Origin of the sequence: Vibrio mediterranei (assembly GCF_900088415.1) — a bacterium.
Classification (GTDB): domain Bacteria; phylum Pseudomonadota; class Gammaproteobacteria; order Enterobacterales; family Vibrionaceae; genus Vibrio; species Vibrio mediterranei.
In genome coordinates, this window is record NZ_FLLQ01000001.1 from 435,402 (window position 1) to 452,534 (window position 17,133).

Genomic DNA, 17,133 nt, shown 5'->3' on the forward strand with positions numbered 1-17,133 from the left:
TTCTTTTATTAGAACTTACAGAGCTAACTCACCTACTTTCCGTAGAAGTTACGGTACATCATGTAAGTATGGGCTGCTGACCAACTGAAGTTGCTGGCACCTTGAACCGCACCTGTTTCTGGGTTGTAGTTTTCACGAATTGCGCCGTCGCTACCAAAGCCTTCACCGTTTTGGAACAGGTCTTCAGCGATACGTACCGCATCATTATGGCGTCCATACTTCTCAAGAGCTTGAAGGCCGAAATAGAATTGATCCAACCATACTCGCCCACGCCAATAGATATCAGCTCCGTAAGCTGGGTTATCACGACTTGCCGTCCCTAATGACACCCCTTCACCTTGATATTCTGTAGAACTATCAAACTTACTCGCATCAAGCATGACATCCATGACCTTGTCCGCGTTCGCTTGAGTCGCCGCTCCGTTAAACAATGGCGACCAACCGTCTGGAGCCTGACCGCGCTCAGTTAGTACGACACCCGCACAGTAAACATTTTTGCCTTGATAAGGCGTATCCACTCGCTTCAAATCAGCCCCAGGTACTGGATTTCCTGATGAATCTAAGAAACTCTTACCATCTTTGTCAACAAGTCGAATGTCGTAGTAGAACGAGGTAGCAGAATCAAACATACAAGTGTTGATGTAATCTTTAATAAACTCTGCATGCTCCACAAACTCTTGTCCACGGCCTTTCCCTTCAACGCCGTCAGAGACTAAGCCAGCCATTTCAGATAAATACTTATTGTCACTGTACATGTAAGACGCTTGGTCTACCGACTCTTGCAACATAGAGAAGCCAACTAGATTGGTGTTGCTATCGTGGTTCTCACCAAAACGTACCTGCCAGTCTTTACGTGCATCACGCAATTTCGCCATGTTTTCATCAGAAACGTCACTGTAGGCCCAGTTTTCTGACGAACCAGTAATCGTGTTGTCGAAGTTATAGTGCTGCTGAGCATAACGACCTAACTGATCGTATTCCGTTGCTGCAGATACTGTTGTGATCCAATCACGAGAGTTGGTTTTCGCTAAATCATAGATAAAGCCAAAACGAGCGGCATCATCCATACCGGATTCCCATGACGTTGCTGTTTGTGAACCATTTTTGTATCCAGTGATAGCCAGCTCTTCGTAGTTATCCAGAACCAAGTTATACGAGTCCACACCGATGACTTGATACTCCTTCGATGTGCCGTTGCTATCAATCTCTTTCACGTTCTCAGCACCTACGAGAGCTTTTAGATCATCACCTAGCTCTGTCCACACTTCAATGTACATATGTCCATCATCGGTGTTGTGCGAAGGATCAACAGCCGCACCATACTCTGGAACTCCGTTCGAGTTGTGGTCACGGTTTGATAACCACCAATCATGATACGCCACCAACTTTGGATACATTTCATCAATCCACGCTTGAGCATCATTAGCACGGTCAAATTCTTTGATAAGAGAGTGGTAGATTTCCATTACAGCCCAAGCCGCTAGCGAAGGCTTAGTATTGCGCTCATTCCAGTTCATTGACGCATCGTTTTGTGCCGCAGAAGGAATGTCGTATTTGTCGTCGTAGTAACCAGAGTCAATTCGATCTTGTGGTAGCGAGTAGTTTACAACATCCAACAAATAGCCCGCGTCTTGCGGTCTGATTGGGTCATCATCTTTCACTTGGAACTGGAACACAGTACGAATGTTCTCCATTGCCACATCTGGATTAAAGTGAGCCATCGCATACGCGTGTTTCCATGTATCCCAAGGCCAAGTGTTGTTACCAGAGAACCAGATAGCCGTTACCGATGGCGTGACGGTCCCGTGCTGAACAATACCCGCCGGTGAGCGCCAGTTCCCGTTGAGTGTCATCATGGCTTTCACTGCAACATTACTTTCTGCTTTAGTCGCGGAGTCGTTGGCCAAACCATGTTTTAAATATTCATTCCAGCGAGCCTTAGCTGTGCTCATTGCTGTTGCACCTTGCTGCAACAACGTGCTCACCGCACTCGCTTCGCTAATAGCTTCTGTCGGGTTGTGTACATAAGAGTACGCATTATAAAAAGTAGTATTGCCATTCGCGTTAATAGTAACCGAGCCTTCAGAGCGATAGTCATAGTCGGTCACTGTAGTTGTCGCATTATCGATTGAGCGAGTCACAAAAAACTCAGCCCCTTCTTCACTCTTTAAGCCCGACCAAGACGCTGCCTTATTAAACGTCAGTGCAACACCACCGTTTTCGCCAGTAAGCGCCTTATAAACCGTATTAGCGGCGACATCATCCCCTACGGTACTAAAGTCTCTTAGGAAACCCCCCGTCCAAACAAGCTTAAGATTACGCACTTGCTCTGACTTGTTGCTGATTTTGGTTTCAATAATAGATGAACGATTAGTACCAAAACGTGTCGTCATCTCAATCTTAAATTCATTATTTTCGATAACTTGATGTAACGCGTCTGGTGTAGAAAAAGCCTTAACCTCCGCAGATAGTAAATTTATTTCTTGATTGTTATCTGCGTCAATTAGAGTAAGTTTGTCAAAGTTTTCATTAGCTATATAACTAGAGTACTCCTGGTCAACAATCATAATACCACCAGCAGAACCTATCGCAGAATCATCGCTTGGTAATAAATGACCATGCCACGCGCCTAAGTCTGTAAATGCGTTATAAGTTAAGTTACTTTGCGCATCACGGTCTTTCATTCGATCCGGATTACCTACTCTATCTAATACGTTAACAAAATTGCTTACGTCTGTTGAAGGTAGTGTTTCTGTCGAATCTGAACTCGAACTGTTGCAACCAGAGAGGGAGATAACCGAACCTACAAGAATAGCCAAGATAGTCTTTTTCATCTTTCAATCCATATATTGTGATATTTATCACTATTATTAATTGAGATTTGCAGAACAAATCTCTACGCAGGGGATGTGGGATGAATAGTACGCACTAGCGTTATTCACTCAATAAATGTCGAAGGAAAATTTGTGGTTATGGGGAAAGATTACTTTCGTTGCACTACATTACTTGACAATTTAAATAGTATTATTTGCCAAATGAATATGAAACAAACCAATATTTATATAAATACCGAAATAATATTAAGCTATTTACGAACAATATGATAATTTATATTTTCAGGCCAACAAATATACTAAATATGCGCCATTCACTAATAACAGAATGGTAAGTAATAATCGTTAAATTTGGAATAAATATCATATTCCCTTTCACAGCTTCGATAGAAACTTTCAATCAATTACGCTTGTTTTTTACCAAGTTCTATCAAGATCATCTGAATATAAAGAGATTGCTCGTTTATATTCCTTTATAGCTTCACTGTTGGTTGTCGATAACAAGAGATTCAATAGCAACTGAACAGCCTCTTTGTGCCGTCCTAAGTTGTACAAGCACATTGCATAAAATGGCTGGACTTCTTCTGCTTTTGGGTATTCAGACATAGTTTGTTCAAAGTAATGCAACGCCTCAACATATTCCCCTAAGCTTCTGTAGGTGCAAGCTAAGCCAAACAGTGTGTCAAAACGCTCTTGATCCGCTAACTTGCCAAGTAATGCCGATTTATAGTGTGGAATCGCGGATTTTTCTTTGCCTTCATTGTCGTATGACCATGCAATCTGTAAATGCGCAGATGCAGCGTACAGTGGGTCAACAAGTAATGTTTCGAGGAGTTGACGAGAGTCTTGATGCTTTCCGGCTTTGCGAAGCGCTATGGCTTCTGAAATGACGGTGTTCATAGGGGAATAACGAGTCCTTATCTTTTATGTACTTCAGCCTTACCGCATCTGTCGCATCGATACAGTTGTTCATCATCAGGATAGTCGACTATTTCGATTTCGCGACTCGAAAACAGACTGATAAGTAATCCAAACAACGTGTTAGGTGTCGAATCATTGGCAGCTTTTCGCTGACGTTTTAATTCTGAGTTGGGGCTATAGATCAACAAATGTGGCGTTTGTTGATTACAATGGCGGCAGAGAAATGGGCACGTCTGATAGTCGCTATAGAGCTCCATGACCTAACCTTCCTTGAGATCTCATTAGAACATTTCAATTTAACGTAATGTAGATAAGATAAATTAACATATCTTAATCTGAGTGATCGTAAGGAACTGTCAAGGTAGACAAGGAATAGCGCAGAAGTTGATCTGGAGTGGAAAGTGGAAAGTGGAAAGTGGAATATCAACACATAAAGACATCGGGCGATACCTCTATGTGTTGAACAAGCAACCGTGGTTAACGAATTAAACGTAGTACGCTTCCACAGTGCCTTTTAATTTGATTAGTATAGGTTGACCGCGACGATCCAGTGCCTTTGGTGAAGGGATTTTTACCCAACCTTCGCTGATGCAGTATTCTTCAACATCAGTACGCTCTTTACCGTTTAGGCGAATACCAATCTGGTGCTCAAAACACTCAGCTACGTGGTGTGGGCTGCGTGGGTTACCTGAAAGGTGATCTGGTAAAGCTGGCTTTGCGTTGTTGTCGCTCATGATTATGACCTAGTGTATTTAAGAAGTGGCTTATTGTAGTCAATACCGTGCCAGCGCTCAAGAAAAGTCATGGCATAGCGAATCTCGACTGCTCTAATAATGCGCAAACCAGCAACACTAATCTATGGCTCTTCGAACTATGCAACTTAATGGAAGGAAAAGCTCCCCCTACTCTGGTGCGCAACCAAGCACATATTTTTACATTTCAATTACAACATCGATCTACATCACAGAGATTCTGCTACAAAAAAGGATAAACTTGGGGTCCCCCGAAGCTACACACAAAATAATGAACCATGGATACTACTAAAACTCTTATTTACGACACTTTAATTCGTCTCGCTGATCATGCCCCGGAACAACATGCACAAATCCGCCAAGATTTGTATGAGCAACTAGAACTGCCCTTTAGCAAACAGATTGCTCTCTATACCAACGTACTTGCTCCTGCTAGCCTAGGACGACTTGACGACAAAGAACGTCTCGACAATGCCGTTAACCTTGCCGATTCAATCTTAAATTCATAAAAAATAAGCGTTGATTCTCAAAATGTTAGAATCAACGCTCTGTTTGTAGTCATACTCCATCACCCACTTTTTATTGTTCACAGCTTCAACACCCTTGGAAATTTAACGCTGGCCATCTCATGGTAAATATCATCTAAATAGGTGACTAAATCCTCTTCCTTTAAGTCAGAAGGTATCACGACATCATAGATCTTTGCCCTAATACCCACTTGTGATTCTCGATACAAAACCCAAGTATCGTGCTCTCGTGTCACTGACATGATTTGACCAAACACATTAAACTTTAATCGCGTCATCGAATCACCCTGTTATTCCCCGGTTAATTTACACGTGGCCAAAACACTGCCTTGTAACCAAACCCCACTTGTGGTCTTGATACTTATCTTCCACATAGTTTTGTGAAGTGTACTCACCAACGACATCACGCCAGAAACTCACTGCGTGATCAGCTCCGGCGACTTGTTTGATTTCCCACGTACCTTGGAGTTGCATAAATAATTGAGTAATAAACTGCTTACCGACTTTATTCTTACGAAAACAAGGAAGTACATAGAAATCACAGATTTCATAACATTTTGGTGTTTTTTCTTCAATCGCAGCTAATGCCGCGAGTACTCCATCCAAATAAAGTAAATAGCCTGATACCTTGCCCTCGATTCTTGGATAGATTTCGAACAGTCCACTAGCATCTGGTTTGTCATCAATGATTCTTGAAAATTCGGCCGCATAACCCTGATATAAATTTGCGTATATCTGCATATTTGAGCTATCAACTTTTACAATCTTCATAGCGTGCTCTCAACAATAGCCAATCACATTTTGATCGCCTTTATGGCTTAAGCTCGATATCCAAACCTCGCTAAGTAGTGCCAGATTTTCTTAATATCTTGCTCGTCAAAGTGCTGCTCCGTTACCGCCAAACCAAGTAACTTTGCATCGATCATTCCATCTCGCGCTAGTTCTCTCGCTAATTCGATAAACTGCACACCTCGATAATCGGGGTATTGATTCATTGTTTCAATAGACAGTTGATAGCCGTTATGCCACTGGATGGGAATACCCAATTCAAGCGCATATTGTTCAATCATAGTGGCTTGGAAAACAGGATCTAAGACTAAACACTCTACGTCATCTTTTAACGATAGTGTCCCATGAATGTGTGCTTCAATGTAGTCATCAAGTAAGTCTGCAGTAGAAGACGTTGCGATATTGATCAGGTTATTCAGCGTTTCTGAAACAGCAAAATCTTCTGGTTCAAAAAAACTGTCTGGGTAACAATACGTCGCTCGTTCGAGCACATGCGGTTTTAACTCAAAAAACGCTGACCCAAACCTAGGTGACGCTCCGTTTGCATAGTTTCGGAAGTTAACCGCGCCGTACTTCGGCCTTAAATTCATAGGTGCACGGTCATAAGCACCATCAAATACCCGTTGCTCCCATAACCAACGGTCGCCACCTTCAAAAGCCGTCAAGCCGCCGTTACTCGTATTGGTTTCAAACTGGGATTTCAGCTCACCATCTTTGGCGATGGCGAGCAAAAGAGGCTGCCCTTCAAGCGTGTATCTATCAGGATGGAAGTTGATCGTAACGCGGCTAGTATTCGAGGATGGCTTACCCTTCGATTTAGCTCGTATATTATCTAGGGCTGTACTTATGATGTCTTTATCCATGAACTTCCATCCGCTCATGCAACTCCAACGCTTCCAACTCATGTTTGAGATTGGCGAGAGTATGTTGACTATACACCTTAATGCCTTCCCTAATTAACATGGCGGTAGTCACTCCTTGCCCTGGAATTTTCACGCCTGTGAATGTGCCATCATAAATCTGTACGCTGCCACATGACGGACTACCCTCTGCTAGTATGGCGTAACGAATACCCTGTTCACGACACTTCTTAAGTGCAAGCTCTGCACCATGCAAAAATTCAGCTGTCACCTCATGACCGTCATCCCCAACAACAGACGCTTTGTGATCAATAACATCGGCACCTTGTCCTAAAATAATTTCTGCTGGCGGTCTCGGCGTAGGAAGACCCGCAGAGACTTCAGGACACATAACTATTAACTCGACATTCAACTTGAGCCAGACTAAATCTTGCTCAGAAATAGATAACCCACTCGCATTGTAGCGAACCTTGTTCCCTAGCAAGCATGAACTAATCAGGACTTTTTCCAACGTTTTCTCCTTGATAGGCTTTAAAGCAAGGTGATAATCAATTGAATGACGTGTACTAAGCATAATCAATAATTGGAGTTAGATATTCAATCAGTAAATCAAGATCTTGTCGAACTTCTAACAATTGTGTGTTTAAGGGTTTCAAGTTTTTATACGATAAAGAAAAGACGCTTTGAAAAGAGCATAATCTAAAAGCAAAAACGGAAGCCGCTCGGCTTCCGTTATATTGAGAAATAATCACACTTAGACGATTAATGTGAACATCAAGTAGGCGTTCAAAGCGAGCACTAAACTTACAATCACCATACCCGCATAAGAAACCCATTTGTTATTTCTGAACTCTCCCATTAAACGTTTACTGTTGGTAAAAATAAGCAATGGGATAATGGCGAGAGCGATCCCAAAGCTCAATACAACTTGGCTCATCACTAGGATATCAGTAGTGTTCATCCCCATGCCTATGACGACAAACGATGGCGCCATAGTAATAAAGCGACGTAACCACATCGGAATAGAAAAGCGAACAAACCCTTGCATCACAACTTGACCCGCCATAGTACCAACGACAGTAGAAGATAAACCCGAAGCAATTAGTGAAACACCAAATAAAACCGACGCTGCTTTACCGACTAAAGGCGTTAGTGTCATATAAGCCGTTTCAATTTCAGCGACGTGTTGGTTGCCAGAGTAATGAAAGACTGCTGCTGCCATCGCCACAATGGCGATATTGACGAATCCTGCAATAACCATCGCGATCAATACATCAAATCGAGTACTGCGAAGGCGAGTCTTAGTACTTTCCCCATAGCTGTTTTTAAACAAAGCAGAATGAAGGTAGATAACATGAGGCATCACCGTCGCCCCCAGAATCCCTGCTGCAAGATAGATTTGACGAGAATCAGTAAAGCTAGGTGTAAGCAAGCCTGTCATCATCTCACCACCTGCCGGGTGAGCGAAGAAGAGTTCGGCAATATAAATAACCGCAACGAGCATGAGTAAAGACCCTATCACTACTTCTAAAGGCTTTTGTCCTTTTTGATGCAGCATTAGGATCATAACTGTCACAACGGCGGTTATCAGAGCCCCTTCCATTAAGCTTATGCCAAATACTAATTGGAAACCGACTGCGGCGCCGATAAACTCGGCTAGATCAGTGGCAATGGCAATGATCTCTGCTTGAATCCAGTAAAATCCAATCGCCCACTTATTAGGTAGATGATCACGTAAATGTTCGGCTAAGTTTTTACCTGTAACAATACCTAGCTTGGCAGACAAGTACTGAATCAACATCGCCATTAAGTTCGCCCAAAGCACTACCCAAAGTAGTTGGTAACCAAATGAAGATCCTGATTCAATATTTGTCGCGAAGTTACCTGGGTCGATGTAGCCAATCGCTGCAATAAACGCTGGGCCTAACATCAGTAACTTACGTTTTATTTTGGCAAATGATGATGCTTTTTGTGCCGCATTAGCATCTGCGTATATGGATGCGCCGTTCATAAGTATCATTCCTCTTTCGTCTATGAGAGAAATGATACTCGCACGCAAATGATAATCAATCGCATCTTTGTGCATAAAAATGACAACTAAGTTTTCACCACTCAATTACCAACAATCAATATATATTACCTATCAAAAAAAACAGATGCGACTTTAACCATCACGATCAGTAAACGATGCTTGCAGCTATATCTCCCCAATCAAATCGTCCGTATTCTTTAAAACCAAGTTTTTGATAGAATTGTTGGGCTACCTTATTCTCATCACAGTAGCCTATGTGTATCGCTTTAGGTTTAAGCTCTTCAATTGCTTTGATAATTGCCTTCACCATCAACCATAGCAACTCTTGGTTGATAATCACTTCCTCAGTGAAAACACACTTCACTAATCAGTATTGTTTCAGTCCGAATCTAAAGAAAACACCAACTCGATCTCTCGCCCTTCCACTAAGTTGCCAGTCTCAACAAAACCACAGCTTAGGTAAAAGCGCTTAGGCCCTTTTTCATCACGAACGACACTCGTAAACAAATCTATTGTTCCAAACTCTTGTCTCAACTCCTGATAAAGCAAAGCGATAGCTTGCCTACCGAAGCCTTGCTTTTGATAGTTTTTATCTAGCATAAATCGCCACAGCGAGAGACTATTGGATTGAGAGTCTACGTTAACCAGAATAAAGCCAATGGGTTGTTCTTTGACATAGATAGCTCTATACCACGGAAACGTCATAAAATTCGCTTCCGCTAGAGAGATAGCATTGCTATCGATATGTGAAGTTTGATGAGGGGCGACTTCAAGCTGACAAATAGCATAGAAGTTGTCACGCGTGATGGTTCTCAGCTCTATGTTCATTGATAAATATCCGACTGAATAGAAAACAGTGAATATACTCGTTAATTTGGGTCGTTTTTTCAATAAGTTAATGACGAATTTTGAGCTTTAGCGCGGCACTAGTTGGGAGGGTTATTTATCTTTATAAACCAGCAACTCCCCCTTCCCAACAGGAACCAATGACGTAGTTAAGTTACTCTGGCTCTTTACCCAGGCGACAAACGCTTCTAGCTCCGAAGCATGAGATATGGCATTGTCACACACAAGCAATCCACCAGATTTTAGGCGTGAGAACAGAGGCTCAGCAATAGACAAATAATCGCTTCTGTCTGCATCGAGAAAAATAAAGTCAACCTGTTCGGGTGTTTGCTTTAGAACCTCACAAACATCGCCCGACCATTGGGTAATATTCTGCAAAACTTGAGCTTGTTCGAAGTTGTCACGGGCCTCTTCTATCTTGAGAGGGTTGACTTCAATGGTGTGCACCATTGCAGTGTTCGGGATTGATAAGGCTAACCAAATCGTTGAGTATCCATTTGAGGTGCCAATTTCTAAGATACGCTGTGCGTTCGTGGCTTTAACCAGCACAGAGAGAAACTCACCGGTATCTTTTGTGATGTTGAGATACTTTTTCGCTCGCTCTGACTGCAGACGATCGTTGTCATTGCCTAACCGCTCCAATCGCTCTAAAACCTGTTGCGTCTTAGTATTCATACTTCAGCTTCATTGTAATGTGGCGCTAATTAAACAAGACCAGCTCAGATCTGAACTCCAGACCTGAGCAAAAACGATTATCCGTTAATCTCGTATGCCTTCGGGTTACTACCATACTGATTGGACTCTGGTTTGCTATCCAACACCAAGAAGTACAGTAGTATTAAAAAACCGATTATTGGAATGATATACAGCAACATCCACCAGCCAGAGCGACCGGTATCGTGCAAACGACGTGCGGTGACAGCTAAGCTCGGCAACAAAATCAACAGCGTGAACACCCCACTCAAAATCCCGATTTCTTCCGCAGAGTTGTACCAGCCAAGTGCATTATCTATCACTGACAGAATGATCGTTAATATCAGACTGTATAAAAAGAAGTACCAATACTCTTTCCGCCTGGCGCGACCTTTAAAATCAACAGGCCGTTTTAAAACACTTAGAAACCAATTCATAGACCACTTACCTTTTGTTTGTTATCTCATTAAAGAACAGACTTTACTTAAGCTGCTTTTCTATCTGCCCAATCTCACTTATCAGATCCACACCAATCACTTTCTTGGTCTCGATCTTACTCAGTTCGATAGTTTCAACAGCAGCTACAGATTTCAGCTGCGCCAAAATTTCACCACTGGGCGATATCACTTGACTATTACCACAATATTCGCCAACGATATTCTGGGTTTTATCTGTACCGACTCGATTACATGTCGCTACATAACAGTGGTTTTCAATCGCTTTGGTGCGAGAGAGAAGTAGGCTCTGCTCGCCACCAAAGTTAGCTGGATGCAACAAAACATCGACATTGGATATCGCGTATTCACGAGTAATTTCCGGAAACCACAAGTCAAAGCAAATGGCGACTCCGAAAACATAACCTTGGTATTCAAACGTCAGCAATGAATCACCGCGAGAGAAGTACTGTTTGTCGATATTGGTTTGGCTGATTTTTCTATAGCGGTGCTGTAGGCCAGCGCTATCTATAACTGCAACGCTATTGTAGAAACACCCCTCATGATGCTCTGCAATGCCAGCAACGATGACTGATTGATAAGTCGCAGCCAGTTGCTGTAACGTTTCAATGGTGGGACTGTGTTGATACTCCTCACACAGCTCATGGATATCCTGAGGCGAGTCGAAAATATAGCCAGTAGAGAACAATTCTGGCAGCAAGATGACATCCCCAACCTCTTGAGTTTCTGAGAGAAGTTGAGCGACTTGAAGTAGATTCTGATGTTTGTCTTTATAGACCACATCGGTTTGAACAATAGAGATCTTCATCACTGAATAGCCTTGTCCTTGTTAAACTTGATCTAACATACGATAGCTATTCAATGAATTGTATAGTGGTTTTGTCGGGTATTGTCAGGACTCAATCGGACGACACTAATCCTTAACTAATTTCGGTCACAATTTCAGTCTTTACCGAATTGGCGATAAAGCAGTTTTCATGCGACAAATGGTGCATTTTTTCAAGCTGTTCTCGGGTAGGTACGCGCTCTCCAGAGAACACCACATCCGGGCGCAAAATGACTTTGGTGACTGCCATTCTTCCTACTTCATTCTCTGCAAGTATTCCAACAGCTTTATCGATGTAACTGTCGATAACATATTTTCGTTTTGCAGCAATCGATAAGAAAACCAGCATATGGCAACTCGATAAAGCAGCAATATAGGCTTCCTCTGGATCAATGTTTTCTTCTATGGAGAGAGGCAATGGCACCACATGAGGTGAAGGTGATGCAGGCACCGTCAAACCACCATCAAAGTTCCATACATGACCACGGCTGTAGTTATTATCGCTAAATACTTCGTCTTGTTTTCGCTTCCAACTTACCTGTGCGTAATGCTCTGACATTTCACCCTCCTGATAGCAATGGCGATAATTAAACTAACCTTGAATGCATTCAACCCAATATCTCGCAATTGGGTTAGGAAACACCTCCCCCATGACGATATTTTCTAACTCACCGCCATTGGATTCAATAACGCGTCTTGAAGCGACGTTATCTTCATCTGCGGTCACCAAGGCTCGTTCTATGCCTAAGGCATTCGCTTTAGGTAAAATAAGTTTGAGCATATGCTTTCCATAGCCTACCCCTCGATATGAAGGGGCAATGTCGTAACCAATATGACCACCTTCTGATGACAGAAATTCATTATTAATATGATGACGGACACGAATCGCACCTAGAATTCTCTGTTCAGAATCTAGCAACCAAAAATGACTGCAAGGCACATAGCCTTGGCGTAAATTGACACCCTTTTCTTCATCGATTAAACGCTGAACATATTTCGGAAAATCACTGACGCCTTCGCGGTAATACTCCGCATTGTCCGTATCGTTGAGCTCAAAATCTTGGTAGAAAACCGCAAAGGCTTGCATCCGTTCTAACGAAGGCGTAACCAGTTCCATGTTATTGATTCCTTTATCTTTGCAAGCGGTTAGATCTTTATGCCAACAACCATAGCAAACATAATACCTTCGCTTCTAGACAGCTGAGTCGATTACTTCAAAAACTCCGTGACTTTTTGAAGATTGAATCTCAGTAACCGCTTATCAAAATCGCTGGCACTTTCGCTATCCACCACACCATTTTTGAATTCATAGCGAGAGCCAACTTTTTCGATGTATTTATTAAAGTCGACCGTTTGCTCGTACTCCGTGAATATCTGTTGCAGTTTCGCATCGTTTATCACTACGTCGTTGATTGTCCATTTCCAATGATCACGCCCCATCACAAACAAGCCATCGATGTAGTGTTCTTCTGGCTTTTCGACAAATGGCAACCAATCAAAAGAGAACCAGTTATTCTCATCTTCTTTTTGCAGCCGAATGCTCACGCCAACTTCATCCGAAAACAGAAACGGTACCCAAAAGCTATTACGCTTAATCTTGAGCGTATACGCGCTGCCATCCATTAAATCAAAACGCTTCAACAAACTAATGTAGAGTAAAAAGTTTTGGTTGTTACAAGTCCTATTTCCGTCGATACTCACCAAATGCGAATCAACGGAAATAGGAAAACAAGGCGCAGAAAAATCTTCGGCCTTAAACCTCTTAAAGCGCTCACTGAGTACTTCATTGATTCTATGATTCTCTCCCATCAAACTCGCTCCCGCGAATATAGTAAGAAACACAACAATCAATGAGAATGTCAGAGATAAAGGAATGGTTCGTTTAGATTTGCCCATCAAACACTGCCTACATGAATATGCTTTATCGGTGCTGGCCGATAATATTTTTATCCATTAAGAATAACACCCATAAAGAGCGTGATATGTATGGAAAGGTCGTCTTGTGTCTACGTAGGAACTAACAATGAATGACGTTGGTTGTAAAGTCGTTTTGCTATAAATATGCCCCAACCACTGATAAGCAATGCTCGACCGATTTTTCTTTCTCACCTACAGGGGCGACGTAATGAATCGCGGACTCCGCTTGTTCTCTATCGGCTAACTTAGCGATCACCCAAGCCGCTAAGTACTGCGAAGACATACAACCACCGGATGTAGCCACATTACCGTGTGCATGTAGAGGTTGTTCCAACACCTCGATTCCTAGGTCTTGGACCCAAGGTTTCGTGGTGAGGTCGGTACAAGCGGATACTCCATTCAGTAAATCTAACGCTGCCAGAAGCAGCGTACCGGAACACTGTGCACCAATGATTTGCCTGTTAGGGTCAAGAGAAAGCCGTGACAGAATGGTTTGGTCCGTCGCAATTTGTCGCGTCAACATACCGCTGCCAAACAACACGGCATCGGCTTGATTTGCAAACTCTAACGGCTGCTGCGCTACCACCTCTACACCATTCATTGATGTCACCACATCCGTCGGACACGTTATCTGAACATTCCATCCGTGCGGTTTCATTCGATTCAAAATTGCCGAGGCAATAAAAGAGTCCAGTTCGTTAAATCCATCAAACGTTAGTATTGCTATATCCATATAACCCTGCTCCTAAACAACCACCGCTTTCTATAAACTGATTTTTGAGTAAATCACGGTGTTACATAGCTCACCGTTTGGCAATCGACGTTCATTGAGCGCAATACCCTCTAAGTGATAGCCGCAACGCTCAGCAACTGAACGACTTTTTGCGTTCGTTTCAGCAGCTCTGATAATCACCCGGTTCGCCTCTAATGATTCAAAGGCATACTGCTCCACAAGCTCTACCGCCTCAGTTACATAACCGCAGCCTACGCTTGATGTATTCAGCCAATAACCAATTTCGAAAAATGGCACCGCCTTATCACGAATGATCAGCCCCACGGCGCCTACCAACGTATCGGTCTCTTTATCAATGATTGAAAAGCGCAGTTCATTTTCGAAGTTTTCAAAATCTGCCATCGCTTGTTTGGTAGTCTCCACCGATTCTTCTTGGGTCAAAGCGTATGGTACCCAAGGAAGATATTCTCCAAGCTCCGCTTTACTCGCTTGGATTGCCGCCAACATTTGAGGCTGGTACTCCAATGAAGGAGGAACGAGTTTTATTCTGTCTGATTCCATAGGCATTACTCCTTAACTTCATCACGCAATAGCGCCAATTAATCTAAATGGTCAGGGGTATGAAGGTAGGTTCCACAGACCTGGCATTTATAATCCCCTGTCGCCTCTCCATCCATCAACGACGTTAATATCGCTGCAAATAACCCAGAGAAAAAGCCCGTAGCTTCGTTCTTTGGGTGTTTACCCTCTGTTCCAAAAGAGGTGTATTTATGTTGTGTTAACGCCTTGCAATTACAACAGAACGCCTTCATCTTCTCCGTACTGTACTGGCTCATTAGTTGTTCTAGCCCTCCAAGGCATTACGCCAATATTGGATCGTTTTATCCGACACAGTGCCGTCTTCATTAGCTGCAGTAACGAGAAACTCAGATAGGTTTATTGCAACCTGTTCATTGCCCAGTAAATACAGACTGCGAATCGCTCGTGTTAGTCTCAATTGATTATGATCGTGGCTTTTTAACCAAACGTGATTCTTCCCACTCAGCGGCAAGACAGAGGTGATTTCAAATCCATTTCTCTGCATTCCCCAAAAATCCAACATGACATCAAGTATCTTCAAATGAGCAACTCGAAGTGCTTCTGAATTGGCAAACAAGTCTCTATCTTTCTGTGTTACTAAAGGAGCATGCTGATTAAACTTGGTGCCCTCGTCGATTGGGAAGAACACCTGAATATACTTATGGTCATGCTCCAACCAAAAATGGTTATAAGCCAATAGCTCATCAATATAGCGACCAAATTTATCTGGACTTTCTCCAGATATAAAACGAGCAATCTCACTCATTTATTCACCCTGACAATAGTTATTGTTGTATTTTTAGCTATAAACCTAATAGCTTATTTGAGTATGTGACACAGCCTTTGGCACCAAAGCCATGTTCCGTCTTTTCATAGTCGAAATAGGTGATAGATTTCTTGTTTCGCTCTGCTTCAACAACAAGATTACCCTGTTTATCGATAACTGCCGTCGGAGCGGTTTGCTCAAAGGTTGTCGAGTTAACCGATATCACTGTAAACGCATTTTCAATCGCCCGAGTCACAAGATGCGATTTAATAATTGAATAACGATTGGCATCAAACTCTTGTTGGACATCACATAAGCTCACGATAGCGACATCGACCTGTTCTCTATAGAGTTCTCTAAAGTACTCAGGGAATCGAATTTCATAACAGATTCGAACACCAACCTTAATACCCTGAATATCGACAACACCATTGAAGTCATTCCCTACTTCAAAATTCTCCGCATCCCAACCCCACAGGGCTCTTTTGTCGTAGTAAAACACCTCACCTGAGGGTTGGATGATCGCAACCGAGTTCGCCGCTTTATCTCCAAACTTGCGAATAAGCCCCAAGAAAACAGTTATCTGCGTGTGTTTAACCAAATCTACAATCTGATTAAACGCAGCGTCTTGAAGTTCAAAATCAATATCGGCAACAGCACCAATTTCAATTGGTGGATAACCAGACAAGGCGCATTCTTGAGTGACTAACACATCTGCACCATCGCGCTTGGCTTCGAAGATAGCACGCTTGATTTGTTCATGGTTTTCAGATGATTGAGCACTAATTGGGAACTGTAATAATGCAAACTTCACAGTGTCTACTCCTTGAAATTGGCTTCGGCGCTTAACAAAGAGGCCGCGAACTCGCGCATAAGACGCGCATTGTCAGCGCTATTTTCATTACCACATGCTTTGCCGTAGTACTTAATATCTGGTGATGAGTAAATTGGCAGTTGATTCTCAGAATAAGTCATAACGGTACCAGCATCGCCGCACAATGCCCCTCTGGCGTATGACCTGATATGTTTATGAAACTCAGGCAGCAGTCCCCCTTTCAACCAGTAATCTGGCGTATCGTTATGCCATGCCCAAGCCAAATGCCCAAGTTCATGCTCTAAAACATGCACGTCACTATCTGAACTTAAGATCAAGAATCGACGACTAAAGTTCACATGGGCTATCCCTAACGTCCCATCTTCTGTGAACTCGTGGCTGCTCGGGAGCACCAACACATAGTAACTATCGGTTTGTTTGAGCTTTTCATGGTCATTCGGTGTCATTTGCTTTAACAGCTGTTGATGCAATTTCCCAACTTCATTCCCTTTAAATTTGCCGGTATCGATGTTGGAGACGCCCGCCAAGGTACGCTTAAGGGGAACACATGAGTTGCTTAATACTAAGTTTGAATAGTCGATATATTCCTGTAACCGATGTTCGTCAATAGAGTCATCGGTAAAGAAAAACACTGGCGTTTCAGCAACCTTAGTTAGCTCACATTCCGGCAAAGACAATTCTTCTCCACTTCGCTTACCAAAGTAAAATAGCGATGCGACGACAACAATCGAACCCACTACCAACACACTTTTATTCATCTTTTTATCC

The 17,133-nt window shown here is 42.7% G+C and carries 23 protein-coding genes; 1 reads left to right on the plus strand and 22 read right to left on the minus strand.

Annotation, left to right across the window (positions count from 1 at the left end; genetic code table 11):
• Positions 1-32 precede the first annotated feature (32 nt).
• From ygjK to VME0621_RS01950, 3 genes are all read right to left on the minus strand, one after another.
• Positions 33-2,834 carry an alpha-glucosidase gene (ygjK, locus tag VME0621_RS01940; RefSeq protein ID WP_062458989.1) on the minus strand — a complete coding sequence of 934 codons (2,802 nt, stop codon included), beginning with the start codon at positions 2,832-2,834 and terminating at the stop codon, positions 33-35.
• Positions 2,835-3,251: 417 nt separating this feature from the next.
• A complete protein-coding gene (locus VME0621_RS01945) occupies positions 3,252-3,734 on the minus strand; it encodes a tetratricopeptide repeat protein (RefSeq protein WP_062458992.1) in 483 nt (160 codons plus the stop codon).
• 506 nt (positions 3,735-4,240) lie between these two features.
• Entirely contained in the window at positions 4,241-4,489 is a 249-nt protein-coding gene (locus VME0621_RS01950; protein ID WP_006074773.1) for a DUF3297 family protein, read from the minus strand.
• 296 nt (positions 4,490-4,785) lie between these two features.
• On the opposite strand from VME0621_RS01950, the gene VME0621_RS01955 reads away from it, so the two are divergent.
• Complete coding sequence (locus tag VME0621_RS01955; RefSeq protein WP_062458995.1) at positions 4,786-5,016, plus strand: PAS factor family protein; 231 nt, start codon at positions 4,786-4,788, stop codon at positions 5,014-5,016.
• A gap of 77 nt (positions 5,017-5,093) precedes the next feature.
• On the opposite strand, the gene VME0621_RS01960 is transcribed toward VME0621_RS01955, so the two are convergent.
• From VME0621_RS01960 to VME0621_RS02050, 19 genes are all read right to left on the minus strand, one after another.
• Positions 5,094-5,312 carry a DUF7661 family protein gene (locus VME0621_RS01960; RefSeq protein ID WP_062458998.1) on the minus strand — a complete coding sequence of 73 codons (219 nt, stop codon included), beginning with the start codon at positions 5,310-5,312 and terminating at the stop codon, positions 5,094-5,096.
• Positions 5,313-5,340: 28 nt separating this feature from the next.
• Positions 5,341-5,805 (minus strand): GNAT family N-acetyltransferase, encoded by a 465-nt coding sequence (locus VME0621_RS01965; RefSeq protein WP_006073450.1) that lies wholly within the window; start codon positions 5,803-5,805, stop codon positions 5,341-5,343.
• Between the two features lie 47 nt (positions 5,806-5,852).
• Positions 5,853-6,686 carry a DUF3626 domain-containing protein gene (locus VME0621_RS01970; RefSeq protein WP_062459001.1) on the minus strand — a complete coding sequence of 278 codons (834 nt, stop codon included), beginning with the start codon at positions 6,684-6,686 and terminating at the stop codon, positions 5,853-5,855.
• Entirely contained in the window at positions 6,679-7,194 is a 516-nt protein-coding gene (locus tag VME0621_RS01975) for a 2-thiouracil desulfurase family protein (RefSeq protein WP_062459004.1), read from the minus strand. The genes VME0621_RS01970 and VME0621_RS01975 overlap by 8 nt, the downstream gene beginning before the upstream one ends.
• A gap of 243 nt (positions 7,195-7,437) precedes the next feature.
• The gene (locus tag VME0621_RS01980; RefSeq protein ID WP_062459336.1) at positions 7,438-8,694 is read right to left on the minus strand and encodes an Nramp family divalent metal transporter; all 1,257 of its coding nucleotides are present in this window, start codon (positions 8,692-8,694) and stop codon (positions 7,438-7,440) included.
• Positions 8,695-8,860: 166 nt separating this feature from the next.
• Positions 8,861-9,079, minus strand: a complete 219-nt coding sequence (locus VME0621_RS26760) for an N-acetyltransferase (RefSeq protein ID WP_174522828.1) — start codon at positions 9,077-9,079, stop codon at positions 8,861-8,863.
• A 14-nt stretch (positions 9,080-9,093) separates the two neighbouring features.
• On the minus strand, positions 9,094-9,543 hold the full coding sequence (locus tag VME0621_RS01990; protein WP_062459007.1) for a GNAT family N-acetyltransferase: 450 nt from the start codon (positions 9,541-9,543) through the stop codon (positions 9,094-9,096).
• Positions 9,544-9,654: 111 nt separating this feature from the next.
• A complete protein-coding gene (locus VME0621_RS01995; RefSeq protein WP_062459010.1) occupies positions 9,655-10,236 on the minus strand; it encodes an O-methyltransferase in 582 nt (193 codons plus the stop codon).
• 77 nt (positions 10,237-10,313) lie between these two features.
• Positions 10,314-10,691, minus strand: coding sequence for a DUF805 domain-containing protein (locus VME0621_RS02000; RefSeq protein WP_062459013.1), 378 nt, complete (start codon positions 10,689-10,691; stop codon positions 10,314-10,316).
• A gap of 43 nt (positions 10,692-10,734) precedes the next feature.
• Positions 10,735-11,517 carry a carbon-nitrogen hydrolase family protein gene (locus VME0621_RS02005; protein ID WP_062459016.1) on the minus strand — a complete coding sequence of 261 codons (783 nt, stop codon included), beginning with the start codon at positions 11,515-11,517 and terminating at the stop codon, positions 10,735-10,737.
• A gap of 112 nt (positions 11,518-11,629) precedes the next feature.
• Positions 11,630-12,094: an OsmC family protein gene (locus tag VME0621_RS02010; RefSeq protein WP_062459019.1), complete on the minus strand. Its 465-nt coding sequence runs from the start codon at positions 12,092-12,094 to the stop codon at positions 11,630-11,632.
• 33 nt (positions 12,095-12,127) lie between these two features.
• Positions 12,128-12,652: a GNAT family N-acetyltransferase gene (locus VME0621_RS02015; protein ID WP_062459022.1), complete on the minus strand. Its 525-nt coding sequence runs from the start codon at positions 12,650-12,652 to the stop codon at positions 12,128-12,130.
• A gap of 92 nt (positions 12,653-12,744) precedes the next feature.
• Positions 12,745-13,431, minus strand: a complete 687-nt coding sequence (locus VME0621_RS02020; protein WP_062459025.1) for a hypothetical protein — start codon at positions 13,429-13,431, stop codon at positions 12,745-12,747.
• A gap of 157 nt (positions 13,432-13,588) precedes the next feature.
• Positions 13,589-14,185 carry a DJ-1/PfpI family protein gene (locus tag VME0621_RS02025; RefSeq protein WP_062459028.1) on the minus strand — a complete coding sequence of 199 codons (597 nt, stop codon included), beginning with the start codon at positions 14,183-14,185 and terminating at the stop codon, positions 13,589-13,591.
• Positions 14,186-14,215: 30 nt separating this feature from the next.
• Positions 14,216-14,746, minus strand: a complete 531-nt coding sequence (locus VME0621_RS02030; RefSeq protein ID WP_062459030.1) for a GNAT family N-acetyltransferase — start codon at positions 14,744-14,746, stop codon at positions 14,216-14,218.
• A gap of 38 nt (positions 14,747-14,784) precedes the next feature.
• Positions 14,785-15,021 (minus strand): hypothetical protein, encoded by a 237-nt coding sequence (locus tag VME0621_RS02035; RefSeq protein WP_062459033.1) that lies wholly within the window; start codon positions 15,019-15,021, stop codon positions 14,785-14,787.
• Between the two features lie 8 nt (positions 15,022-15,029).
• Complete coding sequence (locus VME0621_RS02040) at positions 15,030-15,530, minus strand: opioid growth factor receptor-related protein (protein ID WP_062459036.1); 501 nt, start codon at positions 15,528-15,530, stop codon at positions 15,030-15,032.
• A gap of 37 nt (positions 15,531-15,567) precedes the next feature.
• Positions 15,568-16,344, minus strand: coding sequence for a carbon-nitrogen hydrolase family protein (locus VME0621_RS02045; protein WP_062459039.1), 777 nt, complete (start codon positions 16,342-16,344; stop codon positions 15,568-15,570).
• A gap of 5 nt (positions 16,345-16,349) precedes the next feature.
• A complete protein-coding gene (locus tag VME0621_RS02050) occupies positions 16,350-17,123 on the minus strand; it encodes a hypothetical protein (RefSeq protein ID WP_062459042.1) in 774 nt (257 codons plus the stop codon).
• Positions 17,124-17,133 lie beyond the last annotated feature (10 nt).